General features: G+C 36.2%; 12 protein-coding genes. 4 read left to right on the top strand and 8 right to left on the bottom strand.

Features of this window, described 5'->3' with window-relative positions; genetic code table 11:
• Positions 1 to 330: 330 nt before the first annotated feature.
• From FF52_RS17315 to FF52_RS17305, 3 genes are read right to left on the bottom strand one after another with little or no spacing between them, the layout of a single operon-like run.
• Positions 331 to 624, bottom strand: a complete 294-nt coding sequence (locus tag FF52_RS17315) for a DUF3861 domain-containing protein (protein WP_008467546.1) — start codon at positions 622 to 624, stop codon at positions 331 to 333.
• Between the two features lie 18 nt (positions 625 to 642).
• A complete protein-coding gene (locus FF52_RS17310; protein ID WP_008467544.1) occupies positions 643 to 1,374 on the bottom strand; it encodes a LytR/AlgR family response regulator transcription factor in 732 nt (243 codons plus the stop codon).
• Positions 1,371 to 2,417 (bottom strand): sensor histidine kinase, encoded by a 1,047-nt coding sequence (locus tag FF52_RS17305; protein ID WP_008467541.1) that lies wholly within the window; start codon positions 2,415 to 2,417, stop codon positions 1,371 to 1,373. The genes FF52_RS17310 and FF52_RS17305 overlap by 4 nt, the downstream gene beginning before the upstream one ends.
• Before the next feature lie 266 nt (positions 2,418 to 2,683).
• On the opposite strand from FF52_RS17305, the gene FF52_RS17300 reads away from it, so the two are divergent.
• The 4 genes from FF52_RS17300 to FF52_RS17285 all read left to right on the top strand — a co-directional run bounded on the left by FF52_RS17300 (position 2,684) and on the right by FF52_RS17285 (position 9,304).
• A complete protein-coding gene (locus tag FF52_RS17300) occupies positions 2,684 to 3,838 on the top strand; it encodes an efflux RND transporter periplasmic adaptor subunit (protein ID WP_008467540.1) in 1,155 nt (384 codons plus the stop codon).
• A 5-nt stretch (positions 3,839 to 3,843) separates the two neighbouring features.
• Positions 3,844 to 7,014, top strand: coding sequence for an efflux RND transporter permease subunit (locus tag FF52_RS17295; RefSeq protein WP_008467537.1), 3,171 nt, complete (start codon positions 3,844 to 3,846; stop codon positions 7,012 to 7,014).
• Positions 7,015 to 7,032: 18 nt separating this feature from the next.
• Positions 7,033 to 8,439, top strand: coding sequence for an efflux transporter outer membrane subunit (locus FF52_RS17290; protein ID WP_008467535.1), 1,407 nt, complete (start codon positions 7,033 to 7,035; stop codon positions 8,437 to 8,439).
• 403 nt (positions 8,440 to 8,842) lie between these two features.
• Positions 8,843 to 9,304, top strand: coding sequence for a hypothetical protein (locus FF52_RS17285; protein ID WP_008467533.1), 462 nt, complete (start codon positions 8,843 to 8,845; stop codon positions 9,302 to 9,304).
• Between the two features lie 174 nt (positions 9,305 to 9,478).
• Here FF52_RS17285 and fucP read toward each other — a convergent pair whose 3' ends face one another.
• The 5 genes from fucP to FF52_RS17260 form a co-directional block, all read right to left on the bottom strand.
• The gene (gene fucP, locus FF52_RS17280; RefSeq protein ID WP_008467532.1) at positions 9,479 to 10,783 is read right to left on the bottom strand and encodes an L-fucose:H+ symporter permease; all 1,305 of its coding nucleotides are present in this window, start codon (positions 10,781 to 10,783) and stop codon (positions 9,479 to 9,481) included.
• A 124-nt stretch (positions 10,784 to 10,907) separates the two neighbouring features.
• Complete coding sequence (locus FF52_RS17275) at positions 10,908 to 11,351, bottom strand: MaoC/PaaZ C-terminal domain-containing protein (protein ID WP_008467530.1); 444 nt, start codon at positions 11,349 to 11,351, stop codon at positions 10,908 to 10,910.
• 97 nt (positions 11,352 to 11,448) lie between these two features.
• A complete protein-coding gene (locus FF52_RS17270; protein WP_008467528.1) occupies positions 11,449 to 12,522 on the bottom strand; it encodes a Gfo/Idh/MocA family protein in 1,074 nt (357 codons plus the stop codon).
• A gap of 33 nt (positions 12,523 to 12,555) precedes the next feature.
• The gene (locus FF52_RS17265; RefSeq protein WP_008467526.1) at positions 12,556 to 13,812 is read right to left on the bottom strand and encodes an extracellular solute-binding protein; all 1,257 of its coding nucleotides are present in this window, start codon (positions 13,810 to 13,812) and stop codon (positions 12,556 to 12,558) included.
• Positions 13,812 to 14,951, bottom strand: a complete 1,140-nt coding sequence (locus FF52_RS17260) for a CaiB/BaiF CoA transferase family protein (RefSeq protein WP_008467524.1) — start codon at positions 14,949 to 14,951, stop codon at positions 13,812 to 13,814. The genes FF52_RS17265 and FF52_RS17260 overlap by 1 nt, the downstream gene beginning before the upstream one ends.

Here is a 14,951-nt window from a genome sequence, read left to right as displayed (position 1 = left end):
TGGTTAACAATAAATTTTTGCATTATCGAACATTTCGAAAGAGAAGAATAGAGATTCATTAAGGTTGAAATGGTCAGTTTCGAATGAATTCTCTGTTTATTTTCAATTAAGAATGCCTAAATGCTGATGCCATTTTATATGGAGCAGTAGAATTTCAAAAGAGAAATTAAACTTCTTTTGGAAAAAGCATTTAGTGGGACATGCTTAATTGGAACGGAAAATTGTGATAAAATATTGCCAATACGAATTGGATTGTCTTCATCTTAGCAGAAATTTAACATTTATTATTTTACAAGAAATTGAGCTGAGTCCTTATTTTTAAAGAAGATTTTAAAGACTTTTTAATTTTTTCATGAAAATGGGAAAAACTTCGTTCAATTCGTCAAAAAGAGGGTTTTTGCGATTTTTTAATTTGATTTCGCTAAACAATTTTAATCCTAAAGCAAATTGAACTGCTTCTGAATCATTTGCAAAAATATTTTTTTGTTTGATTTTTTCTATGATTCCAAAAATTTCGTCGTGATTGTCAAATTCTATTCCGAGTTCTTTTGCTGGTTTCGTTTCACCGTTTGCATATTCCTTAAGACTTAAAGTAAGGTAATATTTGTTTGATCTTTTTTCCATGATTTTGTAATTCTAATTTTATTTCAGCCATTTATCGACCAATGTTTTAAAGGCTTCCTTATATTGTTCGCCAACTGCTATTTCAATTTTATCAATAAAAATGGAGTTTTTGCTGATGGCGCTTATTTTATCTAATGAAACAATGAAAGAACGATGCACTCGCATAAATTTTGACGAAGGCAGTTTTTCTTCTAAAGCTTTGAGGGAAATGAGCGATAACAAAGCTTTCTGAGAATCCTCAAGATGTACTTTTACATAATCTTTCAGGCTTTCAATGTACGTGATATCTTTTAGTGAAATTCTAACCCATTGGTATTCAACTTTCAAAAAGATAAACTCGTCATCAGCAGCAATGGGATTAAAATGATTATTAGCTTCTTCAGACAATTGTAAAACTTTGCTAGAGGCGCGCAGAAATTCTTCGTAGCTGAAAGGTTTTAAAAGATAATCTACAGCATTTACTTTATACCCTTCAATTGCATAATGATTGTAAGCAGTCGTAAAAATAATTTTTGGCAATGGTCCAGCTTGATCCTGTATTAATCTTGCCAGCTCCATTCCGCTTAAATTAGGCATATTGATATCCAAGAAAACTAAATCGGGTTTTGTTTCCCTGATAAGTCCCATGGCATCAACGGCATTGTCGCAAGTAGAAATTAATTCTAAAAACGGAGTTTGCTCTATAAAAGTTTGCACCAATCTTAAAGCCAATGGTTCGTCATCTACTGCTATACATTTTAATACTGTCATTGCTCTAAATTTATCTTCAACTTAATTTTATACGTTCCGTGATCGGTAACTCCAAAAGAAATAAAATGCTGATTTGGATAAATCAATTGTAATCTTCGCTTGGTGTTGGCTAAACCAATTCCACCCACATCAGAAACAGCTGTTTTTTCGAAATAAGTATTTTCTACTTCAAACTCCAATTCGCTTTCATTTTGTGTAAGCTTTATGTAAATCTCACTTTTATCTGTGGCATGAACGCCGTGTTTAAAAGCATTTTCTACTAAAGGTAATAATAACATCGGAACAATTGGGTAATCGTGTATTTTTTCAGGAATATCTGTTGTAATGGTCAGTTTGCTATTGGCACGAAGTTTCATTAAAGCAATGAAATCTTTCATAAATTCAGCTTCTTTCAGCAAAGTTGTTTTTTCTTCCGTGCTGTAAAGCAAATAGCGCATCATGCGGCTTAAAGTATGAAGCGCATTTCTAGAATCCTCAATGTTGGTATACGTTAATGAATAGATGCTATTAAGCGAATTAAAGAAAAAATGCGGATTGATTTGCGCTTTTAGCATTGCTAACTCAGCTACAGTTTTGTCTTGTTCGAGTTTCTGTTTATGCTGCGCTGCTTTTTGCCAATGCTGTAACATGGCCCAACTGGTGCTTATTCCTAAAACCAATAATGTCAAAGTAAAAACATAATTGTCAAAATAAGGATTTTTATATTTTTTAAAACCAATAGCTTTCATAATCTGATTATGAAGATCGGTTTGTGAGGTATAGAAATAAGCGATGAGCTGCATGGCAATAACAGCCGCAAATGCCCAAAGCAAGAAAGGAGAAGTGTTGTCTTTTATGATGGTTTTTGGAACTATGATTTTTGCTGTAGAATAAAATAGAACCATTAGTAAAATTAGTACTATGCTCTGCCAAAGCCAGAATGCTTGCGGAAGCACAACATTCCAAGTAAGCGGAATATAAAACAGCATCAGATATCCTAATAAAGACCAGCCAAGAATGTGTAATCCGGTAAATAAATAAGGTCTGAAAATATTCGGTGTCATTACAATTTATAGTTTATATCGACAATATTACATTTTATTTGAATACAAATTTTGAGCAATCGCTAAAACCGTATTTAGAGTCTCTAAAAAGCATTTTAGAGCCGATAAGATAAAAATTAAACAGTCGTTTAATATTTTGAAAAATTCCATCGGTTCTCATCTTATCTTTATCGATTGTCTCTTGCTGTTCGTCTATTTGAAAAATTTCGTGCGTAATATTTTATTTCTTTTGTTGGCATATAATCGATAATTACACATTTTTCACAATGAATAAGCCATCATTTTTAAGCATTCTCGCAGCATCACTTATTATCGCTTCTTGCGGTAAAAATGATAAATCGGCTCAGGCCGGAGGTGCACCGCAGATTAAAGAATATAAAACTGTGACATTACAGCCGGAATCAGCGACTTTGAACAGCGATTTTCCTGCTAGTATTCAAGGACAGCAAAACATAGAAATCCGCCCAAGAGTGGAAGGTTATATTGATAAAATTTTTGTTGATGAAGGAGCAGTCGTGAAAGCAGGACAACCATTATTTAAAATCAGTGCTCCAGAGTACGAACAGCAAGTTCGTACTGCAACGGCAAGCATTAAAAGCGCTCAGGCAGAGGTAAGCTCGGCAAAATTGGCTGTAAATAAAGTGAAACCATTGGTTGAAAAAGGGATTATCAGCAAATACGATCTAGAATCTGCTCAATACACTTATGAGTCGGCTATGGCATCTTTAGCTCAGGCCAATGCCGCTTTAGTAAATGCTAAAGTTAATTTAGGATATACCACTGTAACGAGCCCTGTAAATGGAGTTGTAGGTTCAATTCCGTTTCGTTTAGGAAGTTTGGTAAGTTCAAATACAGCAGAGCCTTTAACAACAGTTTCAAGTATTGGTAATGTCTATGCTTATTTTGCCATGAATGAAAAAGTACTGCTAAATTTCACAAAAGATGCAGGAGGTTCATTAAACCAAAAAATAAAAAGTATGCCCGAAGTTTCTTTAGTGCTTTCTGACGGGTCGACTTATGATCAAAAAGGAAAAATAGAAACTGTAAACGGATTAATCAATACAGAAACAGGTACCGTAAATTTTAGAGCACGTTTCCCAAACCCAAAAGGAGTTATCAGAAGCGGAAGCAGTACAACAGTGCAGATTCCGAATTTCGTAAAAGATGCGATTATAATACCGCAAAGCGCCACTTTTGAACTTCAGGATAAAATGTTCGCAGTAGTTGTTGGTAAAGACAAAAAGACAAGAAATGCGAATATCACTGTGCTTGATAATTCAGCAGGAAACTATTATGTGGTGACGAGTGGTTTGAAACCTGGTGATGAAATTGTATTGGAAGGAGTTGCTTCATTAAAAGAAGGAACTGAAATTAAACCTCAAAATCAAAGCCCAGAAACAGTTTACGCCGATTTAAAATAAAAGAAATGTTTAAAAAATTTATACAAAGACCCGTACTCTCGACGGTAATATCTGTTATTATCGTTATTTTAGGTGTTTTAGGCCTAATTGAGTTACCGATTTCCCAATATCCGGATATCGCACCGCCAACGGTGAACGTTGCGGCAAGTTATACCGGCGCCAATGCCGATGTGGTACTGAAAAGTATCGTGATTCCGCTTGAAGAGCAGATTAATGGTGTAGAAAACATGACGTACATGACTTCTACAGCAACAAATGATGGTAACGCATCGATAAAAGTTTTCTTTAAAGTTGGTACCAATCCTGACTTAGCAGCGGTAAACGTTCAGAACAGGGTTTCTCGCGCGACTAGTTTACTGCCTGTAGAGGTAACTCAGGCTGGGGTTACGGTAACCAAAAGCCAGAGTAGTAACTTATTGATCTTTTCTTTATACAGCGATGATAAAGCATACGATCAGACGTTTCTTCAAAATTATGCAAAGATTAACCTTGTGCCTCAAATCCAGCGTGTTGTTGGGGTAGGAGATGTAACTGTTTTTGGTGCGAAAGATTACTCCATGAGAATCTGGCTAAAACCAGATATAATGCAGCAATATAAACTGATTCCGAGTGATATTTCGGCTGCTTTGGCAGAACAAAATATTGAAGCAGCGCCAGGTAAATTTGGTGAAAACGGAAATCAGGCATTTCAATATGTAATTAAATACAAAGGACGTTTAACAAGCGCTCAGGAATTTGAGAATATCGTCATAAAATCGGTTGGAAATGGGCAGATGCTAAGACTTAAAGATGTAGCCAAAGTAGAGCTTGGGTCTTTAAGTTATTCGTCAACTATTAAAACAAACGGTGTGGAATCGGCAGCAATGGCAATTAGCCAGACTCCCGGATCAAATGCGCGTGATGTAATCATCAATTCTAAAAAACTGATTGAAGAAGCAGCGAAAAGTTTTCCAAAAGGAATGAAATACACCATCATGGTGGATGTTAACGAAAACTTGGATGCTTCTATAGAAAAAGTAATTCATACTTTAGTCGAAGCCTTTATATTGGTTTTCATTGTAGTATTTATTTTCCTTCAGGATTTTAGATCGACATTAATTCCGGCGATTGCGGTTCCAGTTGCAATTGTAGGAACGTTTTTCTTCCTGAATTTATTCGGATTCACGATTAACTTATTGACGCTTTTTGCGATGGTACTCGCCATTGGTATTGTGGTCGATGATGCAATTGTGGTCGTCGAGGCCGTTCACGCTAAGCTAGATCACGGATATAAATCGGCTAAAAAAGCGACTATTCACGCAATGGACGAAATTTCGGGAGCGATTATTTCGATTACATTGGTAATGGCTGCGGTATTTATTCCCGTTACCTTTATTACAGGATCTACAGGAGTTTTTTACAAACAGTTTGGTATTACATTGGCAGTTGCGATTATTCTTTCTGCAGTAAACGCCTTGACATTAAGTCCGGCTTTATGTGCGCTTTTATTGAAACCGCACGCTGATGACCATAAGCATAAAAGTTATTTGCAGCGTTTTTACACTTCATTTAACGTTGCATTCGATAATGTTACGGCAAGATACAAACGCTCGGTAAGTTTTCTTTCTGCTAAAAAATGGATTGCATTAGCATCGATTGTAATTGCTGGTTTGGCATTGGTTTATATGATGAAAACTACGCCTTCGGCTTTCGTTCCTTCAGAAGATCAGGGGACTGTTTTTGCTAACATCAGCTTACCGCCATCTGCTTCTATGGAACGTTCGGATGTCATTGCAAAGCGAGTAGATAGCATTGCGAAAACCATTCCAGGAGTTAAAAATACACTTCGCATTGTGGGGCAGAACTTTACCGCTGGAGCAGGTAGTGCTTACAGTATGGTTATCGTGAAATTGAAACCTTGGGACGAACGTGATTTGAGTGTCGATGATGTAATCGGACAGCTTTTTGCCAAAACAAGCGGTATTCGTGAAGCTAGTATATTTTTCATTTCGCCTCCAACCATTCAAGGTTTTGGACAAAGTGGAGGATTCGAATTCCAATTGCAAGATAAAGGTGGACATACAACAGCTGAATTCTATAAAGTAAATAACGAATTCTTAGCCAAATTATCTGAACGTCCAGAAATTCAATATGCGACAACGCCATTTAACCCTGGTTTTCCCCAGTATATGATGGATATTAATTTAGCGAAAGCGAAAGATGCAGGAGTTTCGGTAAATACCATTTTATCAACCATGCAAGGATATTATGGAGGATTGTATGCTTCGAATTTCAATAAATTCGGAAAACAATACCGTGTAATGGTTCAAGCAGCTCCAGAATTTAGAGCTAATACAGAAGGGTTGAATAAAATTTTCGTTCGAAATAGTGCTGGAAATATGGCGCCAATTACCGAGTTTGTAAAAATGACGAGAGTTTTTGGACCAGAATCTATTTCGAGATTTAATTTATTTACCTCAATTTCGATTACTGGAGCACCAAAACCAGGTTACAGTTCTGGAGATGCTATTAAAGCTATTCAGGAAGTGGCGGCAGAAAATCTTCCTGCGGGTTATGGTTATGAATTTTCTGGATTAACGCGTGAGGAATTAGCATCTGGCGGAGAAACGATTTTTATTTTCATTTTATGTTTGGTATTCGTTTACTTCCTTCTAAGTGCACAATATGAAAGTTACATTTTGCCATTTGCCGTATTATTCTCCATTCCGTTTGGATTGGCAGGAGCGTATTTGTTCTCCATTATTTTCAAACTGAATAGTAATATTTATCTGCAGATTTCTTTAATCATGTTGATCGGTCTTCTGGCTAAAAATGGTATTTTGATTGTCGAGTTTGCTTTGGATAGAAGAAGAAAAGGGCTTCCAATAGTGCAAGCTGCAATCGAAGGAGCTGTAGCACGTTTACGACCTATTTTGATGACTTCGTTTGCCTTTATTTTAGGATTGGTTCCCTTAATGTTTGCTTCTGGAGCAGGAGCTGTGGGGAATAGATCGATTGGTACAGGGGCCGTTGGAGGTATGTTAATTGGAACAATCTTAGGAGTTTTCGTAATTCCAGTATTGTTTATCATTTTCCAAACTTTACAGGAAAAAATAAGCGGGCCGGCAAAAGATGGCTATGATGATGACGATGATGATGAAGACGAAATTCATTTAATAGAAGCTCACAAAGAGTAAAATTTAATTACAAGAAAAATGACGAATAGTTCAAATAAATATATTTTACTGGTAATAACAGCTGCGCTTATCAGTGCGTGTTCTGTTACCAAGAAATACGAACGTCCCACGACATTAAAAACAGACCAATTGTACCGAGATCAGTCTTCAACCGATTCTACGACAATTGCAGATATGCCTTGGAATACTGTTTTTAAAGATGAAAAGCTGAATGCTCTAATTCAAAAAGGATTAGATCAGAATTTGAATCTAAAAAATGCCATTGAGAATATTGTTCAAGCCAGAGCATCTCTGCGTCAGAGCAAATTGGCATATTATCCAAGTTTGCAGTTAGACGCCAATGTAACGCATAACAAACAGTCTCAGGCAGGATTGAATTTTCCAGCGGGAATTAACATTAATACGCTGACAACAACTTATAAATTAGGCGTAAGCACTTCTTGGGAAATTGATGTTTGGGGTAAATTGAGCAGTTCTAAAAGAGCCGCACTGGCGACCTATTTAGCTTCTGATGCTGCAAAACAAGCCGTTCAGACACAATTGATTGCAGATATCGCGAATAATTATTTCCTGCTTTTGGCCTACGATAAACAATTGGAAATTACAGAGAAGACGCTAAAAAGCCGAATTGAAAATGTAGAAACGATTAAAGCTTTAAAAGAAGGCGCAATCGTAACTGGTGCGGCAGTTGTTCAGAGTGAGGCGAATCAGCATGCAGCCGAAGTTTTGATTCCAGATTTGAAGCAAAATATTCGCGAAACCGAAAATGCAATCAATATTTTGCTAGGACAAGCTCCTGGACCAATTGATAGAGGTGTTTTGGGGACACAAATTATTCCTGAAAAAATCGCAATCGGAATGCCTGCACAATTATTAAATAACCGCCCGGACGTTCGTCAAGCAGAATTTAATTTCAGAGTTGCTTTTGAGTCGACTAATTTAGCTAAAACGTATTTCTATCCGAGTTTGACACTTACAGCAAGTACAGGTTTTTCAAATTTAGAACTGAACGATTTTTTTAGCCATTCCATTTTTTATTCAATTATTGGAGGATTAACACAGCCTTTATTCAATAACGGACTTAATAAAATGAGATTGACAACAGCTCAGTCGCAACAATTGCAAGCCTACAATAATTTCCAGCAAAGTCTTTTAGTGGCAGGTCAGGAAGTTTCAAATGCATTGTATTCGTATGAAATGGCTGTTGAAAAAGAAGATTCGAGAGCAAAACAAATTGCAGCTTTAGAAAAAGCAGTAGATTTTACACAAGAGCTTTTAGAGTATAGTTCGTCAACGAATTATACGGATGTATTGACATCACAGCAAAATCTTTTAGCGGCACAATTAAGTGGAGTAGCCGATAATTTGCAAAAATTACAAGCTGTTATTAATCTGTATAGAGCTTTAGGTGGTGGCTGGAGATAGACTTATTTGTTAAAATTGTACGTTTATCGTTTTAATTAAGCCTTTGGTCTAAAATATATTTCAAATTGAAGCTATTATTTTACTTTTGAATCATTCAAATGAAGATATTGAGAGTTAGTAGCCGTTCCACATAGATTATACTAGTTCAGTATAATCACTACAAAACATGACAATAAAACGCCTCAGAAATGCGGCGTTTTTCTTTTATCAATATTTCTATCTTTTTTTTTGCTATTAATCTTTTTATATCGACCAGCAGAATAAGAAAGAGATAAAATACATCGTCTAAAAAACACTATTCGTCGATTTGTTTAGTACATTTATATAATTGAATGCTCGAATCTTAAATTTTGGCATTAATTTCGATTAATATCTACTAAATTAACATTTAAATTTTAAGAACATGAAAAAGTTAGTATTTGCCTCTGTGCTTTTTATGAGTGTTTTTTTCGCTCAGGCACAGGTATCAGTTAATGTAAATATTGGTACTCCTCCAAATTGGGGACCGCAAGGATATGACAACAGCAGATATTATTATTTGCCAGACATTGATGTGTATTATGATATAAATCAAAGCGTATTCATTTACGACAACAGCGGAAGATGGATTCGTGAAAGAAGTTTGCCATCACGATATAGAAACTATGATTTGTATTCTGGTTACAAAGTAGTTTTGACCGATTATAAAGGAGATGCACCTTATAAGTATCATGCTAAACATAGAGCCAACTATCCGAAAGGGTATCACGGAAAGCCTCAAAAAAATAGAGGAGAAAAACCTAAAGGCAACAACGGAAACCATTACGGAAATGAGAAAGGAAATAATAAAGGAGGAAATGGTCACGGTAATGGTAAAAAACATTAATTCTTAGACATAACACTAAAAAAGAAAACGCTTCCGATTGGAGGCGTTTTTTCTTTAATAGCTAATACTTAAGCGATGGTGAGCCAGACAAAGTATTCATGAATTTTATTTTTTCTGTCACAGATTAAGGATTATTACTGGTTAAATCTGTTGTGTAATTTACGGTTTAAAAAACTATTCTGAAACCGTCTTGACTTTGTGGCCAAACGCCCCAAAAGAAAGAATAATCAAGAAACAAACTAATGGGATAATATATCCTGACTGAATATCATCATGATTCATATCGATTAAAGTTCCCATTCCGTAAGGAATAATAGCACCTCCAACAATTGACATTACCAGCCACGAAGAACCTGTTTCTGTATTCGATTTTAGGCCTTTAATGCCTAAAGAAAAAATAGTAGGGAACATAATAGACATAAAGAACCCGATTCCTCCAAGAGCATAAATTACTACAATTCCAGAACCGTAAATCGCTACTAAGCAAAGTAAAACACTTATTACGCAGTAAATTGACAATAAAACATAATCTTTTACAAAACGCAAAAAGAAAGTCCCAATAAAACGTCCTGCCATAAAAAGAAAACCGTAAACACCTAAATAATACCCTGCTGTTTTTTCGTCCAATCCTGCTCCTTGCTGTGCAATACGGATAAAGAAACTAGTAATGCAAACTTGCGCACCAACATAAAAGAATTGAGCAATAACTCCCCAGCTTAAATGTCTAAATTTTAAAACAGAGAAAAATCCAGGTTTGATTTCGGCTTCGGAATGAGTAGCTTTCATTGAAGGCAATTGCACAAAATAGAATATAACCGCAACTAAAACTAAAATACTTCCTAATACGATATAGGGCATTTTTACAGAAGCCGCTTCACCCAATAAGTAAGCTGCTTTTTCTGCCTCTGGCATTGCATCCATTTGTTCTTTTGTATGATTGGTTCCTGAAAGAATAAATAAGGAGCCAACAATAGGAGCAACCATGGCAGCCAGTCCGTTGAAAGAAGCTGCTAAATTCAATCTTTTAGAAGATGACTCTGCTGGCCCTAAAATGGCAGCGTATGGATTCGCGCTTGTTTCTAAAATAGTTAAACCACAGCCAATTACAAATAGAGCAAATAAAAATAATTCATAAGTTCTGGTATTAGCAGCGGGAACAAATAAAAATGCTCCAATGGCAAATACTAATAATCCAGTTATAATACTGTTTTTGTATCCAAATCTCTTAATCAGCATTCCCGCCGGAATAGCCATAATAAAATAGGCAAAGAATACAGAAGTATCAATTAAAGTAGATTGACGGTTATTTAATTCGCACGCTTTCTTTAAGTGTGGAATTAATACAGAATCAAGATTATGGGCCATTCCCCAAAGAAAGAATAGGCATGTAACGAGAATAAAGGGAAGCAGATATTGTTTTTGATTTCCGCCTTCTGTTGGCACTTCATGTTGATCGCCGGCTTGGTTTGTAATTTGCATTGTTTAGATAGTTTTTAGTTTATTTTTTAAAGGCGCTAAGGTTCTGAGGTGCTAAGATGCTAAGTTTTCTTTGCCACAAAGGCGCAAATTTTTTAAACCCTTAGCACCTTAGAATCTAAGCATCTTAGGGCTTTTTTTTCACAAGCAGCAGATGATCACATGCCAAAACCACTTCACCGCGTTGGTTGATGATTTCTACATGTTCTGTGACAGCTCCCATTTCTGGATTTTTGGCTTCACCTTTTTCAGAAATAGTAACTTCTGAGTGAATCGTATCGCCAATATGAACTGGTTTTACAAAACGCATTTTGTCATATCCTCTAGAAAAAGCTTCAGGATTTATTTCAGAAGCCGTTAATCCAATACCGATAGCAAAAACCATGGTTCCGTGGGCGATTCTTTGTCCGAAAGGTTGTGTTTTGCACCATTCTTCGTCCATGTGGTGCGGGAAGAAATCTCCAGTGTGTCCGGCGTGAACTACAAAATCAGTTTCTGTAATGGTTCTGCCTAAAGTTACTCGTTTGTCGTCGATTTGATAATCTTCGAAAAAAGTCGATTTAAAATACATATTATGATATTTTTTGTCGGCCTTACTTTAAAAAATACGTTTGATTTGAAGAAGGCTTAAATTTGTTTTTTTTTGGTTTTGAAATATAGTGTTTTAATTACACTTCATCAAAAGAAATTCCACCGTTTTTACTGCTCGCATAACAAGCTTCTACCACTTTCATAGTCCCTAAAACATCTTGAACGCTAGCAGATAATATTTCGTCAGAACCCTCTTTGTAACGCATTAGGTTAGACATCGCACCTATAAAGGCTTCAGGAAACCACGAACCTTCCAGTTTTACTTCTGTCCATTCGTATTCATTTTCGTTATCTTTTTTGGGCAAAGCATACTCAAAAATATCCGGAAGACCATCAGGATAGTTCATCAACAAGCCCATTTTTGCTTTTACAGCACCTTTTGTTCCTTCCCATTTGATGTAGCTTTCTTCATGTTTTGGACCAAAGTGATGATCATGATTCGTATTGATGACAACATGTTTATCTTCGCCATAATCCAAAATGATTGTAGATCGGCTTGATGATAATTTTTTTAGTGGATGTTTGGCTGTTTTTGCCATAACGCTTTTCGGATTTCCTAAGAAAGAACGAATGCAGTCAATATAATGTACACTGTGGAAAAGAATCTCCAATCTTGGATGTTCTTTAATTAAAGGAAATAACTCCCAAGGCGTATTTACAGTTACTTTGAATTCTAAATCGTATAATTCGCCAATAATGCCCTGATCAATCAAGTATCTGGCTGCACTTACAAAAGAAGCAAAACGCAATTGAAAGTTAATCGCTGCTACGAGATTTTTTCTTTCGCAGACTTCCACGATTTCACGTGCCTGAGCTAAATCATTTCCCATGGGTTTCTGAATCAAAACAGCGGCTCCGTCAGGCAATTGTTCCAAAATTTCAATGTATTGATCTGGTAATACCGTAATATCATAAACAGCGTTTGATGGCGCATTTTTTACAGCGTCTGCAACAGTTTCAAAAACATGATCGATTTTGAATTCTTTTTGCAAATCATAAGCTTTTGAAATGGTCCTATTGGTGATGCCAAAAACTTTAAAACCAGCCATTTCATAAGCAGGAAGATGCGCGTCTTTTACAATACCACTAGCTCCGATAATCACAATCGGCTGTTCTGTTTGGGGAAGTAAAGGTTTATAGGGAATATTCATGTGTACTATATTTTGAAATTAAGCCTGCCAGATTTAATTTTTGACAGAGCTGTGTAATGTTGTTCCTTGACTTAATTTGCTAATTTTTTCCTGAGTTTCCTCTAAAATTATAGCTGATGAAATATCAGTTTCGATCGCTTTTAAAACTGCTCCGTCAATCAATTCGGCTACTTTTGGCCAGATTGGGGTTTGAGGCAGTGTCAATGCATTTTCATGTAGCATTTCCAGTTTATGATAAAACGGAATTAAAGTATTAATTTCTTCGTCTTTCCAAGTCGATTTTCGGCATCCGATTCCGCCTTCAGTTGTCAGTAATTTATCGCTTTCGGGAGTAGTGGCAAATCTTAGAAAATCGTAAGCTAACTTTTTGTGTTTGCTTCCAGAACCAATAGTGTACAGCCAATATACATTCAAAGAAGCTGTTTTATGCCCCGGATCAGATGGGAGAGAAGTAATATCGATTTTTCCTTTTACTTTCGATTCTTCGATAACTTCTGCCATAGACGCAAATCCGAACCAGTTGATTGCCATCGCAGCTTGCCCTTCGGCGAAAGCCAAACCAGCTTCAACCGAACCAAATTCTCTCGATTTTGGATGAACAGCAGTTGCATCATTGACCATTTTTCTATAAAAATCCAATGCTTTTATTGCTGCTTCATTATGAATGTCGATCTGATTTTTTTTGTTTAATAATGAACCGCCACGTGTCCATAATTGCAGACAAAAATCAAAAACCATATTATGTCCATCTGGATAATTGGCAAAAACAGCACCGTATAAATTTTGTTCGGGACGATTAAAAAATGTGGCTATTTCTGCGAATTCCTGCCAAGTTTTTGGCGTAGAAAGTTCGTAGCCAAATTGGTTTTTAAAATTCTCTTTTTCGGTTTCGTTTTCGAATAAATCTTTTCGGTAAATCAGACATTCCGGACCATCATGAAAAGGAAGTCCGTAAATGCCGTTGCTTAATTTTTGCAAATGCAAGAGCGATTTATGCCAGCCAAACGGATAATTTTCTGGCGGATTTTCTCCAATTAGTGAAAATAAATTTAGAACCGCATTTTCGTTTACAGCATCAAAAATCCAATCGGTATTAATATGGGCAATATCCCATTTTCCTTCTTTTAGACCTTTTTCTGAAATGGTAGTTTCATATAAATCATGAAGTTCCAGCGGAATCATTTCTGCTTCCATTTTGATATTATTTTGAAGGCAGAAAGCATCCCATAATTTTTGAAGAGTACTTTCGAAGGGATCGAATTTTCGAACGGCGATTCTAATTTTTTCCATCAGCAGTCTATAAATTCTTTAATAATTTTCTCATTGTCCTGACCTAGTTTTGGCGAACCTTTTCTAGAAGTCAAATATTCCCCGTCAATTTTTATCGGACAGCGAGTTGTTTCATACGTATAGCCATCAAGCATTTCGACTTGCTGCGTAAAATTCAAAACTTTAAATCCATCTTCAGCAAAAAGCTGTTGATAGTTTAAAACTCCTGCGCACCAAATGTCTGCGGGTTCTAAAATGTCCAGCCAGAACTGTGTTTCCTGAGTTAGCAAATGATCGGCAAGTATATTTTTGATTTCGTCTCTAAGCGTAAATTTATTTTCAGGAAAAGCCAGTAAAGCATCACATTTCAGCAAAGAAGCCAAAACAGGAATCGAGCCCATTGCTAATGCTAAATAGCCGTTTTTGGTTTTGTAAATTCCATAAGGTGCGCCCAAATAAGCGTGAGCGTTATTGGTTTTAGTTCGAACAGGCAATTCACCTCCGTCATTGAAATAAGTGGTAATCGTTTCAAACTGAAAATCAAACGCGGATTCTAGCATACTCACTTGAACTTGCGCTCCCATATTATGAGTTGCTTTTCTGTATAAAGCTGCTAAAATTCCCTGTGCTAAATGTGCTCCGGCAAGCATATCTACAATCGATAATCCCATTGGTACTGGACCATCTTCCTGATTGCCGCTTAGCCAAGTCAAAGCAGTTAACGATTGTAACAGTAAATCTTGTCCCGGTAAATCTTTCAAATCGGGATGTTCTCCATAACCCGAAATTGAACCGTAGATTACATTCGGGTTAATATTTTTAACTTCTTCATAACTTAATCCGATGCGCTCCATAACTCCGGGTCTGAAATTATGCATCACCACATCGGCTTTGGCTAATAATTTTTTTAGTTTTTGAAGTTCCTCAGGCTGTTTAAAATCAATCGCAAAAGATTCTTTGTTCCTGTTGATAGTATGAAAAACAGACGATTCGCCATTCATAATCAAATCAGAAGTATATAGAGTACGGCAGATGTCTCCCGTTCCCGGTTTTTCGATTTTTATCACGCGTGCTCCCAAATCAGCTAAACGCAAACTTGCTGAAGGCCCTGAAAGAAACTGACTGAAATCTATAATTAAATAATCTTCTAATGGTTTCAT

This window comes from Flavobacterium sp. F52 (genome assembly GCF_000278705.1).
Taxonomy (GTDB): domain Bacteria; phylum Bacteroidota; class Bacteroidia; order Flavobacteriales; family Flavobacteriaceae; genus Flavobacterium; species Flavobacterium anhuiense.
The sequence above is the reverse complement of the archived record's forward strand: the minus strand, read 5'-3'. Positions and strand labels throughout refer to the sequence as shown.

Bases quoted from the DNA above. Each gene is read 5' to 3' on its own strand.
- FF52_RS17315 (WP_008467546.1), bottom strand. From the start codon at position 624: ATGGAAAAAAGATCAAACAAATATTACCTTACTTTAAGTCTTAAGGAA.
- FF52_RS17310 (WP_008467544.1), bottom strand. From the start codon at position 1,374: ATGACAGTATTAAAATGTATAGCAGTAGATGACGAACCATTGGCTTTA.
- FF52_RS17305 (WP_008467541.1), bottom strand. From the start codon at position 2,417: ATGACACCGAATATTTTCAGACCTTATTTATTTACCGGATTACACATT.
- FF52_RS17300 (WP_008467540.1), top strand. From the start codon at position 2,684: ATGAATAAGCCATCATTTTTAAGCATTCTCGCAGCATCACTTATTATC.
- FF52_RS17295 (WP_008467537.1), top strand. From the start codon at position 3,844: ATGTTTAAAAAATTTATACAAAGACCCGTACTCTCGACGGTAATATCT.
- FF52_RS17290 (WP_008467535.1), top strand. From the start codon at position 7,033: ATGACGAATAGTTCAAATAAATATATTTTACTGGTAATAACAGCTGCG.
- FF52_RS17285 (WP_008467533.1), top strand. From the start codon at position 8,843: ATGAAAAAGTTAGTATTTGCCTCTGTGCTTTTTATGAGTGTTTTTTTC.
- fucP (WP_008467532.1), bottom strand. From the start codon at position 10,783: ATGCAAATTACAAACCAAGCCGGCGATCAACATGAAGTGCCAACAGAA.
- FF52_RS17275 (WP_008467530.1), bottom strand. From the start codon at position 11,351: ATGTATTTTAAATCGACTTTTTTCGAAGATTATCAAATCGACGACAAA.
- FF52_RS17270 (WP_008467528.1), bottom strand. From the start codon at position 12,522: ATGAATATTCCCTATAAACCTTTACTTCCCCAAACAGAACAGCCGATT.
- FF52_RS17265 (WP_008467526.1), bottom strand. From the start codon at position 13,812: ATGGAAAAAATTAGAATCGCCGTTCGAAAATTCGATCCCTTCGAAAGT.
- FF52_RS17260 (WP_008467524.1), bottom strand. From the start codon at position 14,951: ATGAAACCATTAGAAGATTATTTAATTATAGATTTCAGTCAGTTTCTT.